Source organism: Paraburkholderia sp. BL18I3N2, assembly GCF_003001875.1.
Taxonomy (GTDB): Bacteria; Pseudomonadota; Gammaproteobacteria; order Burkholderiales; family Burkholderiaceae; genus Paraburkholderia; species Paraburkholderia phytofirmans.
The window spans coordinates 228345-253963 of sequence record NZ_PVNC01000008.1; the positions used below are offsets into that span (position 1 = coordinate 228345).

The following is a 25619-nucleotide window of genomic DNA, read 5'->3' on the forward strand; positions in this document are numbered from 1 at the left end:
GCCCCTCTGAATTTGCCGCCGGTTTTCATGACGCTGCCCCCATCCCAAGACTCCACCGATACCCGTCTCGACCTGCTCAAAGCCTGGCTGAAAGGCCACGCGGCGCGCTATTCGCTCGAGCTCGACACACTTGTCCCGGCTTCGTCCGACGCCAGTTTTCGCCGCTATTTCCGGCTCGCCGGTAAGGCGGCGGAAGGCGAAAGCAACGGCACGCTGATCGCCGTCGATGCCCCGCCTCCCGAAAAGTGCCGCGAATTCGTGCAGGTCGCGCAGTTGCTCGCGGCCGCCGACGTGCACGTACCACGTGTGCTCGAGGTGGATTTCGAGGCCGGCTTCATGCTCGTCACCGATCTGGGCACGGCTTCATACCTCGGCGCGCTGACCGAAGCGCAAAACGCCGATGACCCGCGCCGCGCCCGTTCGCTGATGCGCGACGCGCTCGACGCGCTGATCCGCTGGCAACTCACCTCGCGCGAAGACGTGCTGCCGCCGTTCGACGAAGCCTTCCTGCGCCGCGAGATGGAGTTGATGCCGGAGTGGTTCCTCGGCCGGCATCTGGACCACGGGACAGACGAACAAGCGGACGAAAAAATCCGTGGCGTGCTCGATCGCACGTTCGCGCTGCTGATCGCGAGCGCCCGCGCGCAGCCGCAAGTGTTCATGCTGCGTGACTTCATGCCGCGCAATCTGATGATCGCCGCCGAACCGAATCCCGTGAACCCCGGCGTGCTGGACTTCCAGGACGCGGTCTACGGCCCGATCACCTACGACGTCGCCTCGCTGTTGCGCGACGCGTTCCTGAGCTGGGACGAAGAGTTCGAGCTGGATTGCTTCGTGTACTACTGGGAACGGGCGAAAAAAGCCGGCCTGCCGGTCGATCCCGATTTCGGCGAGTTCTACCGTCAGATCGAATGGATGGGTTTGCAACGGCACATCAAGGTGCTGGGCCTCTTTTGCCGGATCAACTATCGCGACGGCAAGCCGCACTACATGAAGGACCTGCCGCGTTTCATCGGCTATGCGCGCAAGGTCGCCGAGCGCTACGCTCCGCTGCGTCCGTTCGCGAAGCTCCTCGACGATCTCGAAGGCCGCGCGAATGAAGTCGGCTACACCTTCTGACCGATGACGATGTCCCTGAAGAAAGCGATGATTTTCGCCGCCGGACGCGGCGAGCGCATGCGTCCGTTGACCGACACATGTCCCAAGCCTTTGCTCGACGTGGGCGGCAAGCCGCTGATCGTGTGGCAGATCGAACGGCTCGCGCAAGCGGGCTTTCGCACCATTGTGATCAATCATGCATGGCTCGGCGAGCAGATCGAAGCCGCGCTCGGCGACGGTTCGCGCTGGCGAGTCCAGTTGCGCTATTCGGCGGAGCGCGAAGCGTTGGAGACGGCGGGCGGCATCGTGCAGGCGTTGCCGCTGCTCGAGGATGACAGCGCGAGCGAAGTGTTCGTCGCGGTCAGCGGCGATGTGTACGCCGATTTCGATTACGCGACGCTGAATGCGCGCGCCGAAAAATTGCAGGTCTTGCCCGAGCCGGGCATGCATCTGGTGATGGTGCCGAACCCGGCGTTTCATCCGAACGGCGACTTTGGTTTGGTGGACGGCGGCGTGTTATCGCTCGATGCCCAGCCGCGTTTCACGTTTGGCAACATCGGTCTGTACGACACGCGCATGTTTCGCGATCTGCCGAGCGGCACGCGACGCGCGCTCACGCCGTACTATCGCGACACGATTGCACGCGGTCTCGCAACTGGCGAGTTGTACGAGGGCTTGTGGGAGAACGTCGGTACGCCGGCTCAGTTGGGTGAACTGGATCGGCGTTTGCGCGTGTCAGACGGCAGGCGCTAGAAGTTCGGCGTTCGGCGCTAAAGGTTCGCGCCGAATTGCGCGGGGACCGCGCCAAGAATCGCCGCGCAAATTTATCGCCCGCCGTCCCCCGCGCCGACCGTTTCCACCGCCTCCGGCGCCTCTGCCGCGCGCTGCTGCTGCAACGCCCACATCTGCGCGAACAGGCCGTTCGCGCGCAACAGTTCCGCATGCGTGCCGCGCTCGACGATCCGCCCTTTGTCCATCACGATGATCTGCTGTGCGTGCACCACCGTCGAAAGCCTATGCGCGATGATCAGCGTCGTGCGCTCGCGAGCAATCAGATCGAGCTCATGCTGAATCGCGCGCTCGGAACGTGAATCCAGCGCGGAGGTCGCTTCGTCGAACAACAGGATCGGCGGATTCTTGAGAATGGTCCGCGCGATCGCCACGCGTTGCTTTTCGCCGCCAGACAGCTTCAGGCCACGTTCGCCGACGGGTGTTTCATAGCCTTTCGGCAACCCTTCGATGAACTCGTGAATATGCGCCGCGCGCGCCGCTGCAATCACTTCGTCGCGTGTCGCCAAAGGCCGACCGTAAGCGATGTTGTAGTAAATCGAATCGTTGAACAGCACCGTATCCTGCGGCACGATGCCGATCGACGCGCGCAGCGAATCCTGCGTCACGTCACGAATATCCTGACCGTCGATAGTGATTGCGCCGCCCGTCGCGCGGTCCAGATCGTAGAAGCGGAACATCAGCCGCGCGAGGGTCGATTTGCCGGAACCGCTATGGCCGACCACCGCCGTCGTAGTGCCGGCGGGAATCGTGAAGCTCACGTCGTGCAGAATCTGGCGCGCCGGTTCGTACGCGAAGTTCACCCGTTCGAAGCGCACCTGCGCGCCGCTCACACGCAGCGTGGGAGCACCATCAAGATCGGGCACTTCCTGTGACGCGCCGAGCAGCGTGAACATGCGGTCCATATCGGTGAGGCTTTGCTTCAACTCGCGATACACCACGCCCAGAAAATTCAGCGGAATATAAAGCTGCAGCATGAAGGTGTTGATCAGCACCAGATCGCCGAGCGTGAGACGCCCGGCCATCACGCCTTGTGTGGCGCGCCAAAGAATGAACACGAGCCCGGTGCCGATGATCGCCTGCTGCCCAAAGTTCAGCGCCGAGAGCGAGCGCTGCGACTTGATCGCCGCCGTGCGATAGCGCTTGAGATTTTCGTCGTAACGGCTCGCTTCCCACTCTTCGTTGCCGAAGTATTTGACCGTCTCGTAGTTCAGCAGCGAATCGATCGCGCGTGAATTCGCCTTCGAGTCGAGATCGTTCATGGTGCGGCGAAAATGCGTGCGCCACTCCGTGACCTTCACCGTGAACACGATATACACGGCAAGCGCAATGAACGTGACCACCGCGTAATACGCCTCGTATTTGACGACGAAAAAGCCGAGCACGAGCCCGACTTCGACGAGCGTCGGCAGAATGCTGTACAGCGAATACGAGATCAGTTGCGTGATGCCGCGCGTGCCGCGCTCGATATCGCGCGACATACCGCCCGTCTGCCTTTCGAGGTGAAAGCGCAGCGACAGCGCATGCAGATGGCGAAACACTTTCAGTGCGAGTTGCCGCACTGCGCTTTCAGTCACCTTCGAGAACAGAATCTCGCGTAGTTCGGTAAACAGCGACGTGGACAGCCGCACCACCGCATACGCGACCACCAGAAGGCCGACGCCGCCCAACAGCACGATGCCCGGCGAATCGTGCGCGCGACCGAGCGCGGTGAGATGCTGCACCGAGGCGAGGCCGTCGACGATCCGCTTCATCACGATCGGCACGCCGAGGTTGGCGACCTTCGCGCCGATCAGGCAACTCAGCGCGAAGCCGACGCGCCATTTATAGGTGGCGAGATACGGCAGCAGCGAGAGGATCGTGTGCCAGTCGTTGCGCGGCTGGGTGGAGATCGGAGAGGGTTCGGACGAGGGCGTTCGGCGCATGGGGATCGGCTGGGGAGAGTGCGGAAATGCCGGAGTTCGCAGCGGCGCACCGACCGCGGCGTGCCTGCCCGGCACACTGCTTGTTGTCGCGCGACCTCGCTGGGCGCTTTCCCGTACAATTCCTGATCTTTCTATTGTCGCAGAAGCCGGCTGGCGCCGCTTTTCATGGGTTGGCCCGCCGTGGGTGGCACGTTGGCCGCGCGGTGCGTGCCGTACCGTTGTCGTGAAATCCCCCGCCTGCCGGTCGAGCCGACCGAGCCAACACGTTTCTCAAGGGTGCCCCCGATGACCGATATGCTTCAACTCCCGCAAAAGCACTGCGCGCTGCGCGTCGTGCCGCAGCCCTCGGACGCGAACGTCCATGGCGACGTGTTCGGCGGCTGGATCATGGCGCAAGTGGACATTGCCGGCTCGATTCCGGCGAGCCGCCGCGCCAACGGGCGGGTGGCGACCATCGCGGTCAACTCGTTCGTGTTCAAGCAACCGGTGTTCGTCGGCGATCTGCTGAGTTTCTACGCGGACATCGTCAAGACGGGCAACACGTCGGTCACCGTGGCGGTCGAGGTCTACGCGCAGCGCATGAGCCTGACCGAAGATCTGGTGAAGGTTACCGAAGCCACGCTGACCTACGTCGCCACCGATAGCGACCGCCGTCCGCGCGCGCTGCCGGTACTGGACTGAGCGCGCTTGCTGCGCACAATGAAAAACGAGGCGCCGCGGCGCCTCGTTTTTTCAGCCGTAGTACCGCGTCACTGGCTCGCTGCCTGGCCGATTCCCGCCTTCTTCTGCGCCTTCTGAATGTCATTCGGATAGTTCGAATCGGTGGCCGACGGCTGATAGCCGTTGGCCTCCAATTTCTTCAACTCGGCGTTTTTCTTCGCCCGCGCCTGCTTGCGCGCGGCCTTGCGCTGAGCTTTGGTGGACGGCGCCGCTTTCGATGCGGCAGACGGAACCGCCGCGTCGGAGTCGTTCCCCGCCGGCCCGCCACCGCCGCCGCTTTGCGCGAACGCCGGCGCGGCGCAAGCCACGCTCAGTACAACCGATGCCAGCAACACGGACAATTTCTTTGCAGGTGACGACGTCATTGTTCACTCCAGTCGGATCAATCAGATTGGCGGATAGTCGACGGCGCAACGCCCATGACTCAGTGCAAGCAGCGAAAATCGGGCGCAACGCCACGTGAATCGGTGCTTCGTGGTTCCCAGCGCGGTCTGAGATGGGAACCACGAATATAGCCGACCGAAACCCTCGCGCAAACGTTTTATGCGAACGAATACGGGCTAACCCGCACGAAGCGCCGCCGCCGGCGCGCCGCTGCTGCGCAGATAAGTGTCGACCTGCCCTTCGATCCACTGCGCGAAATGCGCCTGCGACGCATTGAGCATTTCGCGTTGCTGCCAGACCAGCCAATAGGGATAACGGTACGGCACGCGGATATCGGTGATCTGCACCAGCTCGCCGCGCGCCAGCGCGTACGCAACCAGGCTGCGCCGTTCGAGTGCGACGCCCTGGCCTTGCAGCACGGCGCCGATCACGATATTCGAGTCGTTCGCGGACAACACCACGGCGCCCTCGGCCGGCTCCGCCACCTGCGCCGCCTGACACCAGTCGTGCCACGGCGTATCGGGACTCGAAATGAGCGGACAGACCAGCACTTCTGCCGCGTTCACAGGCAAGCGGCCATGCGGCGTCAGAGCAAAATGCGGTGCTGCGACCACCACCATCTCGTCGTCGAACAGCTTCTGTTGCGCGACGTCCGGCCAATGCCCCTGCCCCATGCGGATGCCGATGTCGCTCGCGCCCTGGCGGAAATCCTCGACCTGCAAACTCGTCTGCAGGCGAATCCGGTAGTACGGATGCGCATCGCGAAAGCTGCCGAGACGCGGCACGAGCCAATGCTGCGCGAACGACGGCAAGGTGGTGATCACCAGTTCGCTCTCGTGCGGGCGCGCCTGCGCGCGGCGCGTCGCATGGGCGATGTCGCGCAATGCCGTGCGGATGTCGAGCGCATAAAGCCGTCCTTCCTCGGTCAGCCGCAGCCCGCGCGCCTCGCGCATGAACAGCGCGACACCCATCGATTCTTCCAGCACCTTGATCTGCTGACTCACCGCCGAGTGCGTGACATGCAACTCCCGCGCGGCCTGCGTCACGCCGCCCAAACGGGCGACGGCCTCGAAGCAGCGCAGCGCGGTCAAAGGCGGGATCGGTTTCATGTAAGAAATTCTGACGTAAATCGTCTTTATTTGTCGCTTTTTTTGCGCTGCGGAGATGCTTAATCTATCGGTTCGATGCGCCTCGACCTGTGCCGGCAGCTAAGCCGCGCGACCACGAAGAGCTCGGGCGCGCCATGATAGATGTTCTAACGGGAATGAGATGAAACTGATCGGAATGCTGGATTCGCCCTACGTACGCCGGGTCGCCATCTGCCTCAAATTGCTGAAGCTTGAATTCGAGCACGAGTCGATTTCGGTGTTCAGCACCTACGAACAGTTCGCGCGAATCAACCCCGTCGTCAAGGCGCCTACGCTGATCGCCGACAACGGCCAGACCGTGATGGACTCGACGGTAATCCTCCAGTACCTGGCCACGCTCGTCGGGCCGAACCAGCGGCTTTTCCCGACGCATCCCGACGCCGCTTTGCGCGCCGCCCGCCTCACGGGTCTCGCGCTTGCGGCGTGCGAGAAGACCGTGCAGATCGTCTACGAACGCAATCTGCGTCCGGCGGACAAGCAACATGAGCCGTGGATCGATCGCGTGAGCACGCAGTTGTTCGCCGCTTACGCCGAGCTGGAACGCGAACTCGCGGCGGCCGCGCTGCCGATCGAAGCCAATCAGTTCGACGCCGCCGACGTCACCGTGGCCGTCGCCTGGCACTTCACGCAGATGATGCTGCCGGGGACGGTCAGCAAGACGGCGCATCCGGTCCTGCAGTCGTTCTCCGAACTGGCGGAAGGTCTGCCGGTTTTCCTGAGCACGCCGGCAGAGTAAGTGTCTCGGCGCGAGCGGCTCAAACCGTCGCCAGCTCGCGCCTCATGCCACCTTGCAGTAACTCGGAGATCGCGTCCGTCGACAACGGCTTCGCGAAGTAGAACCCCTGCATCTCATCGCACGCGCGCTCCTTCAGGAAGTCGAGTTGCGCGGACGTCTCCACGCCTTCGGCGATAACCTGCAACTTCAGCGAATGCGCGAGTGCGATGATCGCCGAGGTGATCGTCTCGTCGTCGCCGGACACGCCGATGTCGGACACGAACGAGCGGTCGATCTTCAGCCGATCCACCGGGAAGCGCTTCAGATAACTGAGACTCGAATAGCCGGTGCCGAAGTCGTCGATGGCGAGACCGATACCGAGCGCGTGCAGTTCGTTGAGCATCGACACCGCTTCTTCGGCATTGCGCATGATGGTGCTTTCAGTCAGTTCCAGTTCGAGGTATTGCGGCTCGAGACCGGTCTCGGCTAGCACCTGCATGACCAGCTTGGCGATGTCGCGCTGCTGGAACACGCGCGCCGACAGATTCACCGACACGCGCGCCGGCGGCAAGCCTTCGTCCTGCCAGGCCTTGTTCTGGCGGCACGCCTCGCGCAGCACCCATTCCGAAAGCGGCCCGATCAGCCCGCTTTCCTCTGCGACCGGAATGAACGACGACGGCGGCACCAGTCCGACTTCCGGATCGCGCCAGCGCACCAGCGCCTCGGTGCCGACGATCTGGCCGCTCTCGATATCCACTTGCGGCTGGTAGTGCAGCAGGAACTCGTTGTCACGCAACGCGCGGCGCAGACGCCGTTCGAGATTCAGGCGTGCGCCCGCACTCGCGTTCATCTCCGGCTGATAGAACTGGAACGTGTTGCGGCCCATGTCCTTCGCGCGATACATCGCGAGGTCGGCCTTCTTCATCAGCGTCTCGGCGTCTTCGCCGTCTTGCGGGAACAGGCTCGCGCCCATGCTGCAACCTACGTACAGCTCGGTGCCGTCGAGCCAGACCGGCTCGGAGATCGACGCGCGCACGCGCTCCATCCACGCGATCAGCGACTGTTCGTCGACGGTGTCGGTCATCACGATCACGAACTCGTCGCCGCCGTGGCGCGCCACCGTATCGCTCGTGCGCGTGCAACGCGCGAGGCGCTCCGCGACCACGCTGAGCAGCCGGTCGCCGACGCTGTGACCGAGACTGTCGTTGACGTTCTTGAAGCCGTCCAGATCCATGAACACGACCGCGACACCCTTGTGATGCCGTTGCGCGACGATCAACGCATGTTGCAGGCGATCGCGCAGCAGATTACGGTTCGGCAGGCGCGTGAGGCTGTCGTAGTTGGCCTGGTATTCGAGCTGTTCCTGATAGCGCATCAGATCGGTCACGTCGTTGATCACGCCAATGTGGTGCGTGATCATGCCGTCCTGATTCGGCACCGGCGCGATGAAGAGCTGATTCCAGAACAGCGCGCCGTCCTTGCGGTAGTTGCGCACCACCGCGCTAACTTCGCGGTTCGCCGCGAGCGCCTGGCGGATCAGCGAAACGCCTTCCTGCTCGCGGTCGTCGCGTTGCAGGACGCGGCAATCGTGGCCGATCACCTCGGTGGCGTCGTAACCGGTGATGCGCATGAACGCCGGGTTCACGTATTCGATCAGATTGCCGGTCGGCGACGGCGCGGTGATCAGAATCGCGTTGACGCTGGCATCGAGCGCGCGGCTTTGCAGACGCAACGCAAGATCGGCGCGCTTGCGCTCGGTAATGTCCGTGTAGGAACCGAGCACGCCGATCACGCGGCCGTCGCCGTCGGTGAACGGCAGCTTGCTCGTGACGGTGGTCCGATGCACGCCGTCGATCACCAGATCGACTTCGAAGTTCATCTTCGGCACGCCGGTGCTCACCACTTCCTTGTCGTGGTCGTTCAGCAACGTCGAAAAGTCGCGCCACGGCATGTCGGCGTCGCTCTTGCCCACCACCTGCTCCGGATACGCGAGCCCGGCGTCGCGCGCAAACGCCATGTTGCAGCCGAGGTAGCGCGACTCCATGTCCTTCCAGAAAATGCGCTGCGGAATATTGTCGATCACCGCTTCAAGCATCTGGTTCGAACGCTGCGCTTCGGCTTCGGCGTTGATCTGATCGGTGACGTCGTCGGCGAGCACGAAGAACGCGGCGCGGCCCATGAAGTTCAGCGCGTGATAAGAAATGTCGGCGCTGATCGTCGAGCCGTCCTTGCGCCGGTGGTGCCAGATGCCCGCCATGGTGCGGCCGTGCTGGCCCGCGTCGCTGCGCTGCATGTGCGATTCGAGGCGCGAGACTTCGCCGTTCGGGCGGATCGAGCGAACCGTCATGCCGAGAAATTCGCTTTCGGTGTAGCCGTATTGCTGGATCGCGGCCGCGTTGACGGCGAGAAAGCGCAGCGTCTCGCGATCGAAGATGTACATCGGCACCGGATGCTCGTCGAACAGGCCGCGAAAGCGTTCGTCGTGGCGGCCGAGCGCGCGCACGCTGCGCAGCTTCTCGCGCGCGCTGTTTTCGCGGGCGCCGAACGTGAAGATCAGCAGCACGCTACCGCCCAGCATGGTCACGATCAGCAAGAACATCGCCCGCTGCGTTTCGCTCGCCGACGCCGCGAGCGACGCCTGCAACGCGCGATTCTCCGCGCCGCGCAGTGCGGCGAGGCCCGCTTCGACGCGATCCAGGCCGAGCCCGAGATGGGTGTAGGTCGAGGCGGCCCACGCGCGCGAGGCGTCCGGACCCGCAGCGGCGCTCCTGAGCAGCGCGTCGTCGATGTCGTGTTGCAACGCGTGGCTGTCGGCGCTCAGCTTCGCGAGCGCGTCGAGCATGGCGGGTTCGCCGGCCAGTTCATTGCGCAGGTCGCGCTCCAGATCCGCGAGCGTCGCCGCCATCGCAGCGGCCGCGCTGGCAGGCGCCGACTCGCCCGACGCCTCGAAGCGGCCGAGCGCGGCCAGGCCGCCGTCGAGCGCCGTGTGGTAGGCGTCGAGGTGCTGGCGCACGCTCGTCGAACGCAGCATGCGCGCGTCAGCGTCGCGTTGGCCGCAGATCTGCGTATAGGCGACGAACGCGTTCGCGCCGATCGCCGCGGCAACGACCGCCAGATTGATCAGCAGCCGCTTCGATAGAAAAGGAGTCATGGGTTCCGAACGTCAATCGTTCTGCGGGCGGGAGCGCGCGATCGCGGCCGATGCGTCGGGCCGCATCGATACGACTCTCTTTACGCGCCAACCCATGGATAACGGCAGAGTTCGGAACAGATTGAGGGTAGTGAGTGAAAAAAACCTGGAGGGCCGCGTTAGGCGGTTGATGTTGCCCCGGCGCCGGGCTGCTGGCGGCGCTAGCTAGTCACGTGTGCGGCGGCGCCCGATCGGCCGTACCTAGCCGGCCGCGCCGAATTCCTTCATGGCCGGAACGAAATCGTGATTGGCCTCCGGCTTGCGCGACAGCTTGGCGAGCACGTAGCGCTTGAACGGCTCCAGTTCGGCCCATTGGGCGACGCCCGGCGCGGCGAGACCGGCCAGTTGCGCCTGATGCGAGATACCCTCCGGCACACTGTCCGTGCGACGCCAGGCCGGCGCTTCCTCGGGCGTGAACCACTCCGGCTCGATGTTCGCGTGGGTGCGTAGCATTTCGAACAGGGCATGATCGAAATTCGGCTCGATTTCCGCGTCTTCTTCGACCGGGAAACGCGCCAGCAGCTTGCGGTCTTCGAGCGGCAGCGTTTGCCATTGATCGAGCGAGATGCGCAGCCCGAAGCGGTCGAGATTGAAGCGCACCGACATCGGGATGTAAGTGAAATTCTCCGAAGACTCGACCTCGAAGTTGAACAGAAGCGGTGCTTCGTTGAGTCCCATGACTATGTCCCTCTTGGATGGCGGCAACACGCAAGCCCAGCTTGGGGTATTTTAGAACCTTATTCGCGCGACGGCGGCATGGCCGGCGGCAACCCGCCGGGCCATCAACCGCTCGCGCGCGCGGCATCGCAAAGGAGTGAACTAGCTTGAACGAACTGGAAACAGCCGGGCAGCCGGGCGCGGTGGAGCGCCAGGTGCACCGGCATCGCGGCGCGGCGGTCGAAACCGTGATCGACCACGTTGGTCAGGAATGGCCGGTCGCGCTCGTCTTCAACGGCATTTCGCATGCGGTGATGATGTGCACGCCGCGCGATCTGGAAGCGTTCGCGGTCGGATTCGCGATTTCCGAAGGGATCGTGGCGCGTGGCAGCGACATTCAGGACATCGAGGTCGAACTGCATGATGACGGCGAATTGCCGCATGCCGAAGTGCAGTTGCAAGTGGTGCAACAGGCCTTCGTCGCGCTGAAGGAGAAGCGCCGCGCGCTCGCCGGGCGCACCGGCTGCGGTGTTTGCGGCATCGAAAGCATCGATTTGCTGGATCTGCAGCCGGAGCGTGTAGCGGATACCGGTTTCCTGCAGCGGCTGGCGCCGGACGCGATCGCGCGCGCGGCCCGCGATTTGCCCGAGCATCAGGCGTTGACGCGGCTGACCGGCGGCCTGCATGCCGCGGCGTGGTGTGACGCCCAGGGAGCGATCCGCTACGCGTTCGAGGACGTCGGCCGCCACAATGCGCTCGACAAGCTGATCGGCCAGCTGGTGCTCGACCGTGTGGATACCAAAGACGGTTTCGTGTTTCTGTCGAGCCGCGCCAGCTACGAACTGGTACGAAAGGCCGCGCGCGTCGACGTGCCGATGGTCGCCACGATCTCGGCGCCGTCGTCGCTGGCGATTACGATTGCGCGCAAGGCGGGCGTGCGGCTGGTGAGCTTCTGCCGCGAGAAAAGCTACGTCGACTACGATACCTTGCAGCCGACGCAGCCTTGAGCAGCCAACGAGCCTGAACATTCAGGCGGGCGAACGTCCTGACGCGCAGACGCTCGAAGTGGCGCGCGGGCAACTCCCTCCAACCTCAGAGCGCTCGCAAGTCTGAAGTGTCCGGAGCACCCGACACGCCGCTCAATCGAATTGCCGGAAGTCTGGCTTACGCTTCTCGAAGAACGCCTTGAACGCCTCGCGCGCTTCGGGCGCGAGCAGCATCTTGCCGAAATGCACGGCTTCTTCGGACATCTGCGTTTGCAATTCCTGGTGGCTCGCGCGCTTCATCAAACTCTTCGTCACGCGCAACGACGAAGCCGGCAACGCAGCCAGCTTCGCGGCCTGCGAAGCGGCGAACGCGTCTACTTCGGCGGCGGGCAGCACGCGATTCACGAAGCCCATGCGCTGCGCCTCGGCGGCGTCGAACGCTTCGCCGAGCAGCAGTTTCTCCGCCGCCGCCTGATAGCCGGCCGCGCGCTGCAATAGCAGGCTCGACGCCGCTTCCGGACACAATCCGAGTTGCGTGAACGGCAGCGAGAAGCTCGCGGTATCGGCCGCGTAGACCAGGTCGCAATGCAGCAGCAGGGTCGTGCCGATACCGACCGCCGCGCCCGCCACCGACGCCACCACCGGTTTCTCCGCCGAGCTGATCGCGCGCAGGAACTGGAACACCGGCGCGTGTTCGCCCATCGGCGGCGTCTTCATGAAGTCTTCGAGATCGTTGCCGGCGCTGAAAATGCCCGCGCTGCCGCGAATCAGGATGGCGCGCACGGCGGCGTCGCCTTGCGCTTCGACCAGCGCGTCGGCCATCGTCTGATACATGGCGGCCGTAATCGCGTTTTTCTTGTCGGGCCGGTTGAAGGCAATCGTCAGCACGCCGTCGGCGCGCTCGACCAGAATATCCATCGTCATCTCCTCGTACTCCTGCTGAGAATGTAAAAACGGTTCGCAAACCGAATGGCCTGCGAACCGTTCTGCGGTCCTCAACGCGCAAGCGCGAGGACCGAAGCGAACCTTGGGGTGAACCTGGTCACAGGCGCTCGATGATGCCCGCCGCGCCCATGCCCGTGCCGACGCACATCGTCACCATGCCGTATTTGTAGTTACGGCGGCGCAAGCCATGCACCACGGTCGACGCACGAATCGCGCCCGTCGCGCCAAGCGGATGGCCGAGGGCGATCGCGCCGCCGAGCGGGTTGATCTTCGCCGGATCGAGACCGAGGTCCTGAATCACCGCCAGCGATTGCGCGGCGAACGCTTCGTTCAGCTCGATCCAGTCCAGGTCGTCGATCTTCAGGCCGGCGGCCTTGAGCGCGGCCGGAATCGCTTCCTTCGGACCGATGCCCATGATTTCCGGCGGCACGCCGCGCACGGCGAAGCTGACGAAACGCGCGAGCGGCGTGAGGTTGAATTCCTTCAACATTTTCTCCGACACCACGATCAGCGCGCCTGCGCCGTCCGACGTCTGCGAGCTATTGCCCGCGGTCACCGAACCCTTGTTCGCGAACACCGCGCGCAGCTTGGCGAGACCTTCGAGCGAGGTTTCCGCGCGCGGACCTTCGTCGAGCGACACTTCGCGGGTCTTCACGCGGACTTCGCCGGTGGCGAGATCGGGGAAGCGCTCGGTGATTGTGTACGCAGCGATTTCGTCGTTGAACTCGCCGGCATTCTGCGCGGCGATGGCGCGGCGGTGCGATTCCACCGAGAACGCGTCCTGCGCTTCGCGGCTGATCTTCCAGCGTTCGGCGACTTTCTCCGCCGTCAGGCCCATGCCGTAGGCGATGCCGATGTCTTCATTGCGATCGAAGATATGCGGCGACATGGACGGCTTGTTGCCCATCATCGGCACCATGCTCATCGATTCGCAGCCGCCCGCGATCATCGCGTCTGACTCGCCGACGCGGATGCGGTCGGCGGCCATGGCGAGCGCGGTCAGGCCCGATGCGCAGAAACGGTTCACCGTCACGCCGCCGACGCTATTCGGCAGGCCGGCCAGCAGCGCGCCCATGCGCGCGACGTTCAGCCCTTGTTCCGCTTCCGGAATCGCACAGCCGATGATCGCGTCTTCGATCATCTTGGTGTCGAGGCCGGGCACTTGCGCCACGGCCGACTTGATCGCGTGCACCAGCAGTTCGTCCGGGCGGGTGTTCTTGAACATCCCGCGCGGCGCCTTGCCGATCGGCGTACGGCTCGCGGCAACGATGTATGCGTCTTGCAATTGCTTTGCCATTTGAAGCTCCTTTGTCGACCAGAGAGCGCTTTAGCGCTTACTCTGGTCCCATGCAGTCTCATCGCGGTCGATCAGAGTTGGCGCTTCAACGCTTACTCTGGTCCCATGCACGAAGTGCGGTCCGCTCGTCGCCTAGTTGCGTACCGGCTTGCCGGTTTGCAGCATGCCCATGATCCGTTCCTGCGTCTTTTGCGTGCCGAGCAGATCGACGAACGCGCGACGCTCGAGTTGCAGCAGCCATTCCTCATCGACCAGACTGCCCGCTTCCACATCGCCGCCGCACACCGCTTCCGCGATACGGCTCGCGATCAGGAAATCGTGCTCGCTGATGAAACGCCCATCGCGCATGTTGACGAGCGATGCCTTGATGGTCGCGATCGCCGAACGCCCGGCCACCGGCACCTGCGTGACCCGCAGCGGCGGACGATAACCCGCCGACGACAGCGCGCGCGCTTCCTTCTTCGCAACGTCGAGCAGTTCGAACACGTTGAAGACGATCGTGTCCGACGGCTTCAGGTAGCCCATCGCGCGAGCATCGAGCGCGGAGGCCGAGACCTTCGCCATCGCCGCGTTTTCGAACGACTTCTGCACGAACTTCAGCAGGTCGTTGGTCGCGCCAGCTTGCGTCGCCGCTTCCGCCGCTCGCAATGCCGCTTCCTTCAGGCCGCCGCCCGCCGGCACGAGACCCACGCCGACTTCCACCAGACCGAAATAGCTTTCGATATGCGCGACGCGCTTCGCGCTGTGCAGCGCCAGCTCGCAGCCACCGCCGAGCGCGATGCCCGACACGGCCGAGATGACCGGCACGCTGGCGTATTTCACGCGCAGCATGCCTTGCTGGAATTTCTTCACGAACGGCTCGATGCCCTTCGCACCGCCCATCATGAACGCCGGCATCGCTTCTTCGAGGTTGGCGCCCGCGGAGAACGGACCGCCCGGCGTGCCGAGTTTCAGCGACGTCGGCTGCCACACCACCAGACCCTTGTAGTCCTTTTCGGCCAGTTCGATCGCCTGCGTCAGGCCGTCGATCACCGACGGTCCGATCGTGTTCATCTTGCTCTTGAACGACACGATCAGCACGTCGTTTTCGCCCGCGCGATCGTCGACCCATGCGCGCACGGCGTCGGTTTCGAACAGGGTCTTGCCGTAGGTCTTCGGATCAGCCTTGGTTTCGCCGACCAGCGGCGCACGGAACACCTGCTTGTCATAGACGGACAGCGACGAGCGCGGCACGAACGTCTTCGAAGCCGGCGACCACGAACCTTCGTTCGTATGCACGCCGCCCTGCTCGGCCACCGGCCCTTCGAGCACCCATGACGGCAGCGGCACGTTCGAGAGCGCCTTGCCCGCCGCGATATCTTCCTGCACCCATTCGGCGACCTGCTTCCAGCCGGCCGTCTGCCAGCCTTCGAACGGACCTTCGTTCCAGCCGAAACCCCAGCGGATCGCCAGATCGACGTCGCGCGCGTTGTCGGCGATCGATTCCAGATGCACGCCGATGTAGTGATACACGTCGCGGAAAATCGCCCACAGGAACTGCGCCTGCGGATGCTGCGATTCGCGCAGCAGCTTCAGACGCTCCGCCGGCGGCCGCTTCAAAATGCGGCCGACCAGTTCGTCGGCCTTCGCGCCGCCGTCGACGTACTCGCCCGTCTTCGGGTCGAGCACCTTGATCGCCTTGCCTTCCTTCTTGTAGAAGCCGCCGCCGGTCTTCTGACCCAGCGCGCCCTTCTTCACGAGTTCAGCCAGCACGGCCGGCGTTTCGTAGACCGGGAAGAAGGGATCGTCCTTCAGCGTGTCCTGCATCGTCTTGATGACGTGCGCCATCGTGTCCAGGCCGACCACATCGGCGGTACGGAACGTGGCCGACTTCGCACGGCCCAGACGCGCACCGGTCAGGTCGTCCACTTCGTCGAAACGCAGGCCAAATTTCGCCGCTTCGGTCACGACAGCGAGAATCGAGAAAATCCCCACGCGATTGGCGATGAAGTTCGGCGTGTCTTTCGCGCGCACGACACCCTTGCCGACTACGCTGGTCAGGAATGACTCGAGTTGATCGAGGATTTCCGGACGCGTGGTCGCGGTCGGGATCAACTCGACCAGATGCATGTAGCGCGGCGGGTTGAAGAAGTGCACGCCGCAGAAGCGCGACTTCAGTTCGTCCGAGAAACCCTCCGACAGCGCCGTGATCGAAAGACCCGACGTGTTGGTCGCGAAAATCGCGTTCGGTGCGAGATGTGGCGCGACCTTCTTGTACAGGTCGTGCTTCCAGTCCATGCGTTCGGCAATAGCTTCGATCACGAGATCGCATTCGGCGAGCTTCTCGATGTCGTCGTCGTAATTCGCGGGCTGGATGTATTGCGCGTCGTCCTTCACGCCGAACGGCGCCGGCGACAGCTTCTTCAGGTTCTCGATCGCCTTCAGCGCGATCGCGTTCTTCGGGCCTTCCTTGGCGGGCAAGTCGAACAGCAGCACGGGCACCTTGGCGTTGATCAGGTGCGCGGCGATCTGCGCGCCCATCACGCCGGCGCCGAGCACGGCTACCTTGCGAATGATCAGATTGCTCACGTCGTTCCTCCGGGGAGTTATGCGATGTCGCGAAGCCTCATGGGACGCTTCGCGATGTGTGGCTGACGGCAGGCGCCGCGGGTTTCGACACGCGCGACGCCTGCGTTGATGTTTGCCTGAGCTCTGGGCTTAGAACAGCGCTTCTTCGACGTCCATCAGCGACTTCGAACCCGCGCGTGCCTGACGGATCGTCATGGCCGTTTCCGGCAGCAGCTTGGCGAAGTAGAAGCGCGCCGTGGCGAGCTTGGCCTTGTAGAACGGATCGCCCGACGCTTCCTTATCCAGCGCGACGCGTGCCATGCGGGCCCAGAAGTACGAGAACACCAGGTGGCCGACGGTGCGCAGATACGGCACGGCGGCGGCGCCCACTTCGTCCGGGTTCTGCATGGCCTTCATGCCGATTTCCATCGTCAGCTTCTGCACCTTTTCGCCGATGTCGGCGAGCGGGTTGATGAACTCCTGCATTTCCGGCTTCACGCCTTCCGCTTCGACGAAATCGGACACCAGCTTGCCGAACTTCTTCATCTTCGCGCCCATGTCGCCGAGAATCTTGCGGCCGAGCAGATCGAGCGCCTGAATCGCGTTGGTGCCTTCGTAGATCATGTTGATGCGCGCATCGCGCACGTACTGCTCCATGCCCCACTCGGCGATGAAACCGTGGCCGCCGTAGATCTGCATGGCGTGGTTGGTGCTCTCGAACGCGTTGTCCGACAGGAACGCCTTCAGGATCGGCGTGAGCAGCGCGACGAGGTCGGCGGCTTCCTTGCGCACCGATTCGTCAGCATGCGACAGTTCCTTGTCGATATGCAGCGCGGACCAGTACGAGAAGGCGCGCGCGGCTTCGGCGTAGGCCTTCTGCGTGAGCAGCATGCGGCGCACGTCCGGATGCACGATGATCGGATCAGCCGCCTTTTCAGGCGCTTTCGGGCCGGTCAGCGAACGCATCTGCAGACGCTCTTTCGCGTACGTCAGCGAGTTCTGGTAACCGATTTCGGTCAGGCCCAGGCTCTGCATGCCGACGCCAAGACGCGCGGCGTTCATCATCACGAACATCGCGTTCAAGCCTTTGTTCGGCTCGCCGACGAGCCAACCCTTGGCGTTGTCGAGATTGATCACGCAGGTCGCGTTGCCGTGAATGCCCATCTTGTGTTCGATGGAGCCGCACTTCACGCCGTTGCGCTCGCCGGGTTCGCCCGCTTCGTTCGGTACGAACTTCGGCACGATGAAGAGCGAAATGCCCTTGGTGCCGTTCGGTGCGCCAGGCAGACGCGCGAGCACCAGGTGAACGATGTTCTCAGCCAGATCGTGTTCGCCGCTGGAGATGAAAATCTTCGTGCCGCTGATCGCGTACGAGCCGTCGCTGTTCGGTTCAGCCTTGGTGCGCAGAATGCCGAGGTCGGTGCCGCAATGCGGCTCGGTCAGACACATCGTGCCGGTCCAGACGCCGGCGACCAGCTTCGGCAGATAGCGCTGTTGCAACTCCGGCGTGCCGTGCGCGTGCAGACATTCGTACGCGCCGTGCGAGAGGCCGGGGTACATGGTCCACGCCTGATTCGCCGAGTTCAGCATTTCATACAGCGCGTTGTTGACGAACGCGGGCAGGCCCTGGCCGCCGTATTCCGGATCGCAGCCCAAAGCCGGCCAGCCGGCTTCGACGTACTGTGCGTAGGCTTCCTTGAAGCCCTTCGGCGTGGTCACGACGCCGTCGCCGACATACGTGCAGCCTTCCTGATCGCCGCTGTGGTTGAGCGGGAACAATACCTCGGAGCAGAACTTGCCGGCTTCTTCGAGCACCGCATTGATCGTGTCGGCATCCAGATCCGCGTGCTTCGGCATCTGCTTGATTTCGGCTTCGACGTTAAGCAGTTCGTGCAACACGAATTGCATGTCGCGCAGCGGCGCGGCGTACTGTCCCATGACTCTCTCCCAAGTTTGACAAGAAGCCAGGCCGTTAGCTGAGTCCGTGGATCGGAACTTTCTGCGCCGCTGAATCCGCCTGATTGGCGGCGACGCCGCTAACGGCTTTCGCTTTGATACGAAACAATCAATTTTTCCAGCGCGGCCCACGTGAGACGCACCGCATCCGGCAAGTGCAGGAAGCGCGCGTCGTGATGCAGACCGAGCGTGAAGCTGTACAGTTCGAACAGCATCAGTTGCGGATCGGTATCGGCACGCAGATGCCCTTCTTCCATAGCCTGCGAAATCGCACGCGTGAGCGCGGCACGCCAGACCGTTACGCTCGACACCAGTTGCTCACGCACCGGGTTATCCGCGCGATCGTCGTATTCGACGGCGCCGCTGATGTAGATGCAGCCGGTGGTGACTTCCTGAATGCGTTTCTCGATCCAGCGGGAAATCATCGCGCGCAAGCGCGGCAATCCACGAGGCTCGCGCAAACTCGGGAAAAACACCTCGTCTTCGAAACGACGGTGATATTCGCGCACGACTTCGACCTGCAAATCCTCGCGCGACCCGAAATGCGCGAACACCCCGCTTTTGCTCATCTGCATGCGCTCGGCCAGCAGCCCGATCGTCAGACCTTCCAGTCCGTCGCGGCTTGCCAGGTCAAGTGCTGCTTCGAGAATTGCGGCTCGCGTCTGTTCGCCTTTTCGCATAGCTTTTTACCGTTCTAATGTGACCGAAAGAAAATCGAACGGCCGTACTATTATTGAGTGCTGCCGTCCGCGAAACAAGGACTTTATTAGAAACCGGTTTCTAACCAGGTTTCAATTCTGCGGCATCCGTCAATCGGAGGAAGGAGATTTTTTAGAGGCGTTTGCCTGAAGTTTGCCTTGGGAGAGGGCCGCTCGTCCAAGTACACGGTTTCTCTGATCCACGTAGCCGGCCGACATGATGCAGCAAGTCGGTCCGAATGCAGAAGCGTTTGGCGTATCGCGGGTATTCCGACAAGGTTCGCAAGGGCGCGCATTGCAGGTCGGAACTTGTGCCGAACGTTCCTCGAGACGCAGACCTGCTGCGGCGCTACCGCCCGTGGTAGCGGCCCGCGCAGGCTTGCTCGATCGGAACAGGCAGGAAGAAAGAAGCCCTTGGCCGGACGCGTTCACGTGCGCCGGGAAAGTCTGCGTATGCGCCGCGGCAAGGTGCGCCGGCGCGTCGCTATGCTCGGCACATCGCGACGGGAGGCAAAGACGCAATCCGGGATATCACGGGCTGTCGTCCCGGCCACACACTTAGCGCCAGCATCCCGCGCAACGGTCGAGCGTCAGGCCCGGTTGCTCATTGCCGCCGCAAGATGCGGTGTCGAAGTAGCGACGGAAATCACCAGACCGGGGTTGTCGATCAATGCCGCGATATCCGCGAAGTCGGTGATTTCGTCTGTCCAAACGATTAGCCGCGCTCGGGTGGCGGCGTCCAAAGCACAGCGGCCCGAACATTTCGCCTGCGCCGCTTCCTGGCTCACCGGCATTGTTCAAAACACATTGCCGCGAGTCAGTCGTACCCGCCCACCGTCAGCAGCTTCATCACGGCCCGATAGGTCGTGTAGGCGAGCCAGTTGAGCACACGCTCGCCGGCCGGCCGGGCGTCGTAACGGGCTTCGTCGATGCGGCGCGAGTCCTTGAAGGCGACCAGAATCGCCTCGCGCAGCGCGTCGATCGACGGGTCGTTCACCAGCACCACGTTGGCTTCGTTGTTGAGCATCAGGCTCAGCGCGTCGAGGTTCGACGAGCCGACTGTCGCCCACTTCGAATCCACCACAGCGACCTTGCCGTGCAGCAGCGTTTTCTCGTACTCGGCGATCTGCACGCCGGCCCTGAGCAACGCGCGATACAGAAACGGCACCGCGTAATCGAGCGCCTTGAATTCCTTGCGCCCGATAATCAACTTCACTACGACGCCGCGCCGCGCCGCGAACACCAGCGCGCGCCGCAGCTTGCGCCCCGGCATGAAGTACGGATTGGCGAGCAGCACTTCGTTGCGCGCCTGGCCGATCGCGGCAAGATACGCTTTCTCGATAGCGCGCCGGTTGATCAGGTTGTCGCGTGCGACGAACGCCACGCACGGCTGGCCGCCCGCCCACAATTCCTCGTTACGGCGCCGGCGGCGACGGCGCAGACTGCCGAGCGAGGCCGTGGTCTTCGGCCCGAGATCCGGCTGCATCGACTCGATCGGCCGATGCCCGAGTCGAATCCGCCGCCATTGCACCTCGAACGCCTGGCGGATATCGGCCACCACCGGTCCGTGCAATTCGACCGCGAAGTCCCAGCGCCGGTACGGCAGCTTCTCGCCATTGTTCTCGTAATCATCGACGATGTTGATCCCGCCGCAGTACGCGAACTGATCGTCGATCACCGCCAGTTTGCGGTGCGTGCGCGAAAAGCCGAAGCGGCCGAACAGATGCGGGTTGTAGATGCGATGGTCGATGCCGGCCGCGGGCCACTCGTTGAACAGCGGCAAACGCGCGGTGCCGATGCCGTCGGTAATCACGCGCACCCTCACGCCGCGCGCAGCGGCGCGCAACAGCGCCGCGCTCACCGCCTTCCCGGCGTTGTCATGGCAAAAGATATAAGTTTCGAGCACCACGTCGCTCTGCGCGGCATCGACACGCGCGATCAGGGCGCTGAAGAACTCGTCGCCGGAACGCAGCAGCTTGACGTCGTTGCCGCTGGTGAAGCGGTAACGCTGCCAATAGCGGCGGCCGAGCAGCGATTGCCGCAGTCGGGCGAAGCGGCGCGCGCCGCCGACGCTCACCGGCCACGCTCCGTGGGATGCCCGACGACAGCATGCCCACTGAGCCGCCCATGGAGCCTTTTAGGCAACTGCAAGATTGCATCGGCATTCGACGATGAAAAGCAGCGCGACGCCGCCTCGTCATACGGCAGCCACAGAAACGCAGTGTGTTCGCGCGGCGCCAGCGTGACCTCGACTTGCTCGGGCACCTGCAAGCTGAACCAATGCTCGGTGTTATGGATCACGCCTTCGGCGTAGCGATAGCGGAACTCCGGGTAGATCTCGTATTCGATCGAATACTGCCAGTCGAACAACGCGCTGTGCGGCACTTGCGCGCCGCCCACCACGATGCCGGTCTCTTCGGCGACTTCGCGCGTCGCCGTCTCGACGAGCGGCTCATCGAGCCGGTCTTTGGAGCCCGTGACCGATTGCCAGAAACCGGCGTGATCGGCGCGCTCGATCAGCAGCACGTCGAGCGCGGGCGTATGGATGATGACGAGTACGGATTGCGGAATCTTCGGCGGTTTCGGCATGGCGTGAAAACTGGGCGCAACGCTTGCGCGGTACATGTCGGAGATGAGTCCAATGAGCGGTCGAAAGCCGTTTGCATCGACTGTAACGCAAAAAACGAAAAAGGCGCATCACACGAAGTGATCACGCCTTTTTCGGTTGCTCCTGCTGTCGTTTTTCAGACAGCACTGACTGGACTCAAGCCATTACACCTTCGGTTCCGGCTGACGCAGACGGATGTGCAACTCGCGCAACTGGCGCTCGTCCACTTCGCTCGGCGCCTGCGTGAGCAGACACTGCGCGCGTTGCGTCTTCGGGAACGCGATCACGTCGCGGATCGAGTCGGCGCCGGCCATCATCGTGACGATGCGGTCCAGACCGAACGCGATACCGCCGTGCGGCGGCGCGCCGTATTGCAGCGCGTCGAGCAGGAAGCCGAACTTGGCTTGCGCTTCTTCCGCGTTGATCTTCAGCGCGCGGAACACCTTGCTCTGCACTTCCTCACGGTGAATCCGCACCGAACCGCCGCCGATTTCCCAGCCGTTCAGCACCATGTCGTAGGCCTTCGCGAGGCAGCGCGCCGGATCCGTTTCCAGATACTCGAGGTGCTCGTCTTTCGGGCTCGTGAACGGGTGATGCGCAGCGACGTAGCGGTTGTCTTCCTCGTCGTATTCGAACATCGGGAAGTCGACCACCCACAACGGCTTCCAACCGGTTTCGACGAGACCATTGGCCTTGCCGAATTCCGAATGACCGATCTTCAGACGCAGTGCGCCGAGGCTGTCGTTCACCACCTTCGCGCGATCCGCCGCGAAGAAAATGATGTCGCCGTCTTGCGCGCCAGTGCGCTCGATGATCGCCTTGACCGCTTCGTCGTGCAGGTTCTTGACGATCGGGCTTTGCAGACCGTCACGGCCCTTAGCGACTTCGTTGACCTTGATCCACGCGAGGCCCTTCGCGCCGTAGATGCGCACGAATTCCGTGTAGCTGTCGATGTCGCCACGCGAGAGCTCGCCGCCCTTGGGCACGCGAATGGCCGCGACACGGCCGTCTTTCGTGTTGGCCGGCGTGCTGAACACCTTGAAGTCGACGTCGCGGACCGCATCCGTGAGGTCGGTGAATTCGAGCTTCACGCGCAGGTCCGGCTTGTCCGAACCGAAGCGGCGCATGGCTTCCGAATACAGCATGACCGGGAATTTTTCGTCCAGCGTGACGCCGATCGTTTCCTTGAAGACGTGACGGATCATGTCTTCGAACAGGTCACGAATTTCTTGTTCCGACAGGAACGAAGTCTCGCAGTCGATCTGCGTGAATTCCGGCTGGCGGTCGGCGCGCAGGTCTTCGTCGCGGAAGCACTTGACGATCTGGTAGTAGCGATCGAAGTTCGCCACCATCAGCAGCTGCTTGAACAGTTGCGGCGATTGCGGCAGCGCGAAGAACTGGCCCGGATTCGTACGCGACGGCACGAGGTAGTCGCGCGCGCCTTCCGGCGTACTCTTGGTGAGCATCGGCGTTTCGATGTCGATGAAGCCCAGCGAGTCAAGATACTTGCGTGCCTCGATCGCGACGCGGTAACGCAGACGCAGGTTGTGTTGCATCTGCGGACGGCGCAGGTCCAGCACGCGATGCGTGAGACGGGTGGTTTCCGACAGGTTGTCGTCGTCGAGCTGGAACGGCGGCGTGATCGACGGGTTCAGCACGATCAGTTCGTGGCACAGCACTTCGATCTTGCCGCTCTTGAGCGCGGCGTTCGTGGTGCCTTCCGGACGGCCGCGAACCACACCCTTGATCTGCAGGCAGAACTCATTGCGCACGCCTTCGGCCGCCTTGAACATCTCCGCGCGGTCCGGGTCGCAGACGACCTGGACGAGCCCTTCGCGATCGCGCAGGTCGATGAAGATGACGCCGCCATGGTCGCGGCGGCGACTCACCCAGCCGCACAGCGAGACGGATTGGCCCAGCAGTTCTTCGGTCACCAGACCGCAGTATTGAGATCTCATCGACATGATGTTTGTCTTTCGTTTTGCATTGGTTGAACGGCGCGTGGCATGGAAACGCTACGTGCCGCGTTACAGCGGAGGCTCGACTGTCGTGCGGCGCACCGGCGCCGGCGGCGCGGACGGCGCCACGACGCCCATCGAGACGATGTACTTGAGCGCGGCGTCGACCGTCATGTCGAGCTCGATCACTTCGCTCTTGGGCACCATCAGGAAGAAGCCGGAGGTTGGATTCGGCGTAGTCGGCACATACACGCTGACGTGATCTTCTTTCAGGTGGTTGATGACGTCGCCGCCCGGAATGCCGGTCAGAAACGCAATCGTATAGGAGCCGCGGCGCGGGTACTCGATCAGGAGCGCCTTGCGAAACGCGTTGCCGCTGCTTGACAGCAGGGTATCGGACACCTGCTTGACGCTGGTGTAGATCGGGCCGACCACCGGAATGTGAGCGACCACGACTTCCCACCACTTCACGAGCTTCTGCCCAATGAAGTTCTGCGTCAACAGTCCAACGACAAAGATGAAGGCGAGCGTGAGCACTGCGCCGAGGCCGGGCAGGCGAAAGCCGAACAGGCGCTCCGGCTGCCACGCGCGCGGCAGCAGAAGCAGCGTCTGGTCCATCGTGCCGATGATCAGACCGAGCACCCACAGTGTGATGGCCAGAGGCACCAGCACCAGCAGGCCAGTCAGGAACACCGATTTGAGCGTCGTTTTTTTCGTCGTCATGTGTACCGCCAGAAAGCCGCGCGGACCGAAGCCCAAGGCGCGGCGTGTGCGCCGCCCGGGAGGGCGGCAGTCCTACTAGGTGCTGCCGGAACCGCTCGAACTCGCCGAAGCGGCTGGTGCGGCAGCAGGCGCGGACGGCGTCGCAGCCGTGCTGCTGGCCGGCGCCGCGTCGGATTGCGTGGCGCCGTTATTGGCGCTCGCGCTCTCGCCGGAGGCGCCATTCGAGGCGCCGTTGGCGTCAGGCTTGGCCGGCGCGCTCGCGCCGCCGTTGCCGCCGCGAAAGTCGGTCACGTACCAGCCGGAGCCCTTCAACTGGAAGCCCGCGGCCGTGACCTGCTTGCGAAATGTGTCTTTCCCGCACTCGGGACACTGCGTCAACTGCGGGTCGCTGATCTTCTGAAGCACGTCCTTCCCGAAGCCGCATGATTCGCAACGATAAGCGTAGATCGGCATGATCTTTTTCCCTACTGAAATCTAGTAAACGCTTGCAAAGCCTTGAATTATAGCCGCAAACGATATCCCGCCCCCGGATTTTGGGGACAAGCGCCCGACACAGCCGCCGCTGCGTTAAGTGGGGGCGGCGGTAGGCGAATCAAGTGCGGCGGGCGTCGCCGTCAAGCGCTGCAGTCGCGCGGTCAAACGCGGCGACGCCAGGTTAGCCAGCGCTCACGTCCGGCGAAGACCGCAATCGAGTCGTGCACGGCTTCGTCTTCGATCAATTCGAAGTACGGCTTGAGCAGCGCGTCGAGTTCCGCGCGCTCGATGCCGAACGGCGGCCCTTTCGGCGTAGCGCCGATAAAAAAGAAGCCTGCGAGCAACGCACCGCCGGGCAGCAGGTCGGCCATTCGTCGCGCATAGTCAGCACGGCGCGCGAGCGGCAGCGCGCAAAGGAACGCGCGCTCGTAAATCCAGGCGGGTGTAAAAGGCGGTTCGTATGTGAAGAAGTCTGCCTGCTCCACCAGATGCGCATGCTGTGCGCCCAGTTGCTCATGCGCCGCCGCAACCGCAGCCGGCGAAAAGTCGATCGCCCGGACCGGGTAGCCGTGCCCGGCCAGCCAGACCGCTTCGTACGCGCTGCCGCAACCTGGAATCAGCACGGCGGCGCCGGCGTGGCGCGCGGCGAACGACTCAAACGCGGACGGCACGCCCGCCTGATCCCACGGCATGAAGCCGCGCTCAAAACGCTCGTCCCAGAACTCGGGCGAATTGGGATCGCGGCTCTCAAACTCAGGCGTGGAAGGTTGGGTCGGGTCGCTCATCAGTTACCTCGCAAGG

General features: G+C 63.4%; 21 protein-coding genes. 5 read left to right on the top strand and 16 right to left on the bottom strand.

From position 1 onward, the window contains the following. Positions 1-27: 27 nt before the first annotated feature. Positions 28-1119 (top strand): aminoglycoside phosphotransferase family protein, encoded by a 1092-nt coding sequence (locus B0G75_RS22780; RefSeq protein ID WP_106310595.1) that lies wholly within the window; start codon positions 28-30, stop codon positions 1117-1119. 3 nt (positions 1120-1122) lie between these two features. After that, positions 1123-1851 (top strand): N-acetylmuramate alpha-1-phosphate uridylyltransferase MurU, encoded by a 729-nt coding sequence (gene murU, locus B0G75_RS22785; RefSeq protein ID WP_106310598.1) that lies wholly within the window; start codon positions 1123-1125, stop codon positions 1849-1851. 71 nt (positions 1852-1922) lie between these two features. Here the strand turns inward: murU and B0G75_RS22790 are convergent, their stop codons facing one another. Continuing rightward, positions 1923-3812, bottom strand: a complete 1890-nt coding sequence (locus tag B0G75_RS22790; RefSeq protein WP_106310601.1) for an ABC transporter ATP-binding protein/permease — start codon at positions 3810-3812, stop codon at positions 1923-1925. A 285-nt stretch (positions 3813-4097) separates the two neighbouring features. Here B0G75_RS22790 and B0G75_RS22795 point away from each other — a divergent pair, with 285 nt between their 5' ends. Next, positions 4098-4493 (top strand): acyl-CoA thioesterase, encoded by a 396-nt coding sequence (locus B0G75_RS22795; protein WP_012431732.1) that lies wholly within the window; start codon positions 4098-4100, stop codon positions 4491-4493. A 68-nt stretch (positions 4494-4561) separates the two neighbouring features. On the opposite strand, the gene B0G75_RS22800 is transcribed toward B0G75_RS22795, so the two are convergent. Further along, positions 4562-4897, bottom strand: a complete 336-nt coding sequence (locus B0G75_RS22800) for a DUF4148 domain-containing protein (protein WP_106310604.1) — start codon at positions 4895-4897, stop codon at positions 4562-4564. 195 nt (positions 4898-5092) lie between these two features. After that, a complete protein-coding gene (locus B0G75_RS22805; RefSeq protein WP_106310607.1) occupies positions 5093-6025 on the bottom strand; it encodes a LysR substrate-binding domain-containing protein in 933 nt (310 codons plus the stop codon). A 160-nt stretch (positions 6026-6185) separates the two neighbouring features. Between B0G75_RS22805 and B0G75_RS22810 the strand changes: the two genes are divergently transcribed. Next, a complete protein-coding gene (locus B0G75_RS22810) occupies positions 6186-6800 on the top strand; it encodes a glutathione S-transferase N-terminal domain-containing protein (RefSeq protein ID WP_106310610.1) in 615 nt (204 codons plus the stop codon). Between the two features lie 19 nt (positions 6801-6819). Here the strand turns inward: B0G75_RS22810 and B0G75_RS22815 are convergent, their stop codons facing one another. Together B0G75_RS22815 and B0G75_RS22820 are read right to left on the bottom strand one after the other, a co-directional pair. Beyond that, on the bottom strand, positions 6820-9930 hold the full coding sequence (locus B0G75_RS22815; RefSeq protein WP_106310612.1) for an EAL domain-containing protein: 3111 nt from the start codon (positions 9928-9930) through the stop codon (positions 6820-6822). A 240-nt stretch (positions 9931-10170) separates the two neighbouring features. Then, positions 10171-10647 carry a nitrate reductase associated protein gene (locus tag B0G75_RS22820; RefSeq protein ID WP_106310615.1) on the bottom strand — a complete coding sequence of 159 codons (477 nt, stop codon included), beginning with the start codon at positions 10645-10647 and terminating at the stop codon, positions 10171-10173. A gap of 146 nt (positions 10648-10793) precedes the next feature. Between B0G75_RS22820 and fdhD the strand changes: the two genes are divergently transcribed. After that, the gene (gene fdhD, locus B0G75_RS22825; protein WP_106310618.1) at positions 10794-11633 is read left to right on the top strand and encodes a formate dehydrogenase accessory sulfurtransferase FdhD; all 840 of its coding nucleotides are present in this window, start codon (positions 10794-10796) and stop codon (positions 11631-11633) included. 132 nt (positions 11634-11765) lie between these two features. Here fdhD and B0G75_RS22830 read toward each other — a convergent pair whose 3' ends face one another. The 11 genes from B0G75_RS22830 to B0G75_RS22885 form a co-directional block, all read right to left on the bottom strand. Beyond that, positions 11766-12536, bottom strand: a complete 771-nt coding sequence (locus B0G75_RS22830) for an enoyl-CoA hydratase (protein ID WP_106310621.1) — start codon at positions 12534-12536, stop codon at positions 11766-11768. 118 nt (positions 12537-12654) lie between these two features. Next, positions 12655-13854, bottom strand: coding sequence for an acetyl-CoA C-acyltransferase (locus B0G75_RS22835; protein WP_106310624.1), 1200 nt, complete (start codon positions 13852-13854; stop codon positions 12655-12657). Between the two features lie 132 nt (positions 13855-13986). Next, entirely contained in the window at positions 13987-16422 is a 2436-nt protein-coding gene (locus B0G75_RS22840) for a 3-hydroxyacyl-CoA dehydrogenase/enoyl-CoA hydratase family protein (protein ID WP_106310754.1), read from the bottom strand. Positions 16423-16551: 129 nt separating this feature from the next. Beyond that, a complete protein-coding gene (locus tag B0G75_RS22845; RefSeq protein ID WP_012431722.1) occupies positions 16552-18339 on the bottom strand; it encodes an acyl-CoA dehydrogenase C-terminal domain-containing protein in 1788 nt (595 codons plus the stop codon). 98 nt (positions 18340-18437) lie between these two features. Next, positions 18438-19037, bottom strand: coding sequence for a TetR/AcrR family transcriptional regulator (locus B0G75_RS22850; RefSeq protein WP_012431721.1), 600 nt, complete (start codon positions 19035-19037; stop codon positions 18438-18440). Between the two features lie 835 nt (positions 19038-19872). Beyond that, positions 19873-21132 carry a cardiolipin synthase ClsB gene (gene clsB / locus B0G75_RS22860; RefSeq protein ID WP_106310767.1) on the bottom strand — a complete coding sequence of 420 codons (1260 nt, stop codon included), beginning with the start codon at positions 21130-21132 and terminating at the stop codon, positions 19873-19875. Then, entirely contained in the window at positions 21129-21644 is a 516-nt protein-coding gene (nudB, locus tag B0G75_RS22865) for a dihydroneopterin triphosphate diphosphatase (protein ID WP_106310835.1), read from the bottom strand. Before nudB ends, clsB begins: the two co-directional genes overlap by 4 nt. Positions 21645-21827: 183 nt before the next feature. Continuing rightward, a complete protein-coding gene (aspS, locus tag B0G75_RS22870) occupies positions 21828-23627 on the bottom strand; it encodes an aspartate--tRNA ligase (RefSeq protein WP_012431718.1) in 1800 nt (599 codons plus the stop codon). A 63-nt stretch (positions 23628-23690) separates the two neighbouring features. Beyond that, positions 23691-24344 carry a DUF502 domain-containing protein gene (locus B0G75_RS22875; RefSeq protein WP_012431717.1) on the bottom strand — a complete coding sequence of 218 codons (654 nt, stop codon included), beginning with the start codon at positions 24342-24344 and terminating at the stop codon, positions 23691-23693. A 75-nt stretch (positions 24345-24419) separates the two neighbouring features. Next, positions 24420-24797 (bottom strand): FmdB family zinc ribbon protein, encoded by a 378-nt coding sequence (locus tag B0G75_RS22880; RefSeq protein ID WP_012431716.1) that lies wholly within the window; start codon positions 24795-24797, stop codon positions 24420-24422. Between the two features lie 182 nt (positions 24798-24979). Beyond that, a complete protein-coding gene (locus B0G75_RS22885) occupies positions 24980-25603 on the bottom strand; it encodes a thiopurine S-methyltransferase (RefSeq protein ID WP_106310770.1) in 624 nt (207 codons plus the stop codon). Positions 25604-25619: the final 16 nt, after the last annotated feature.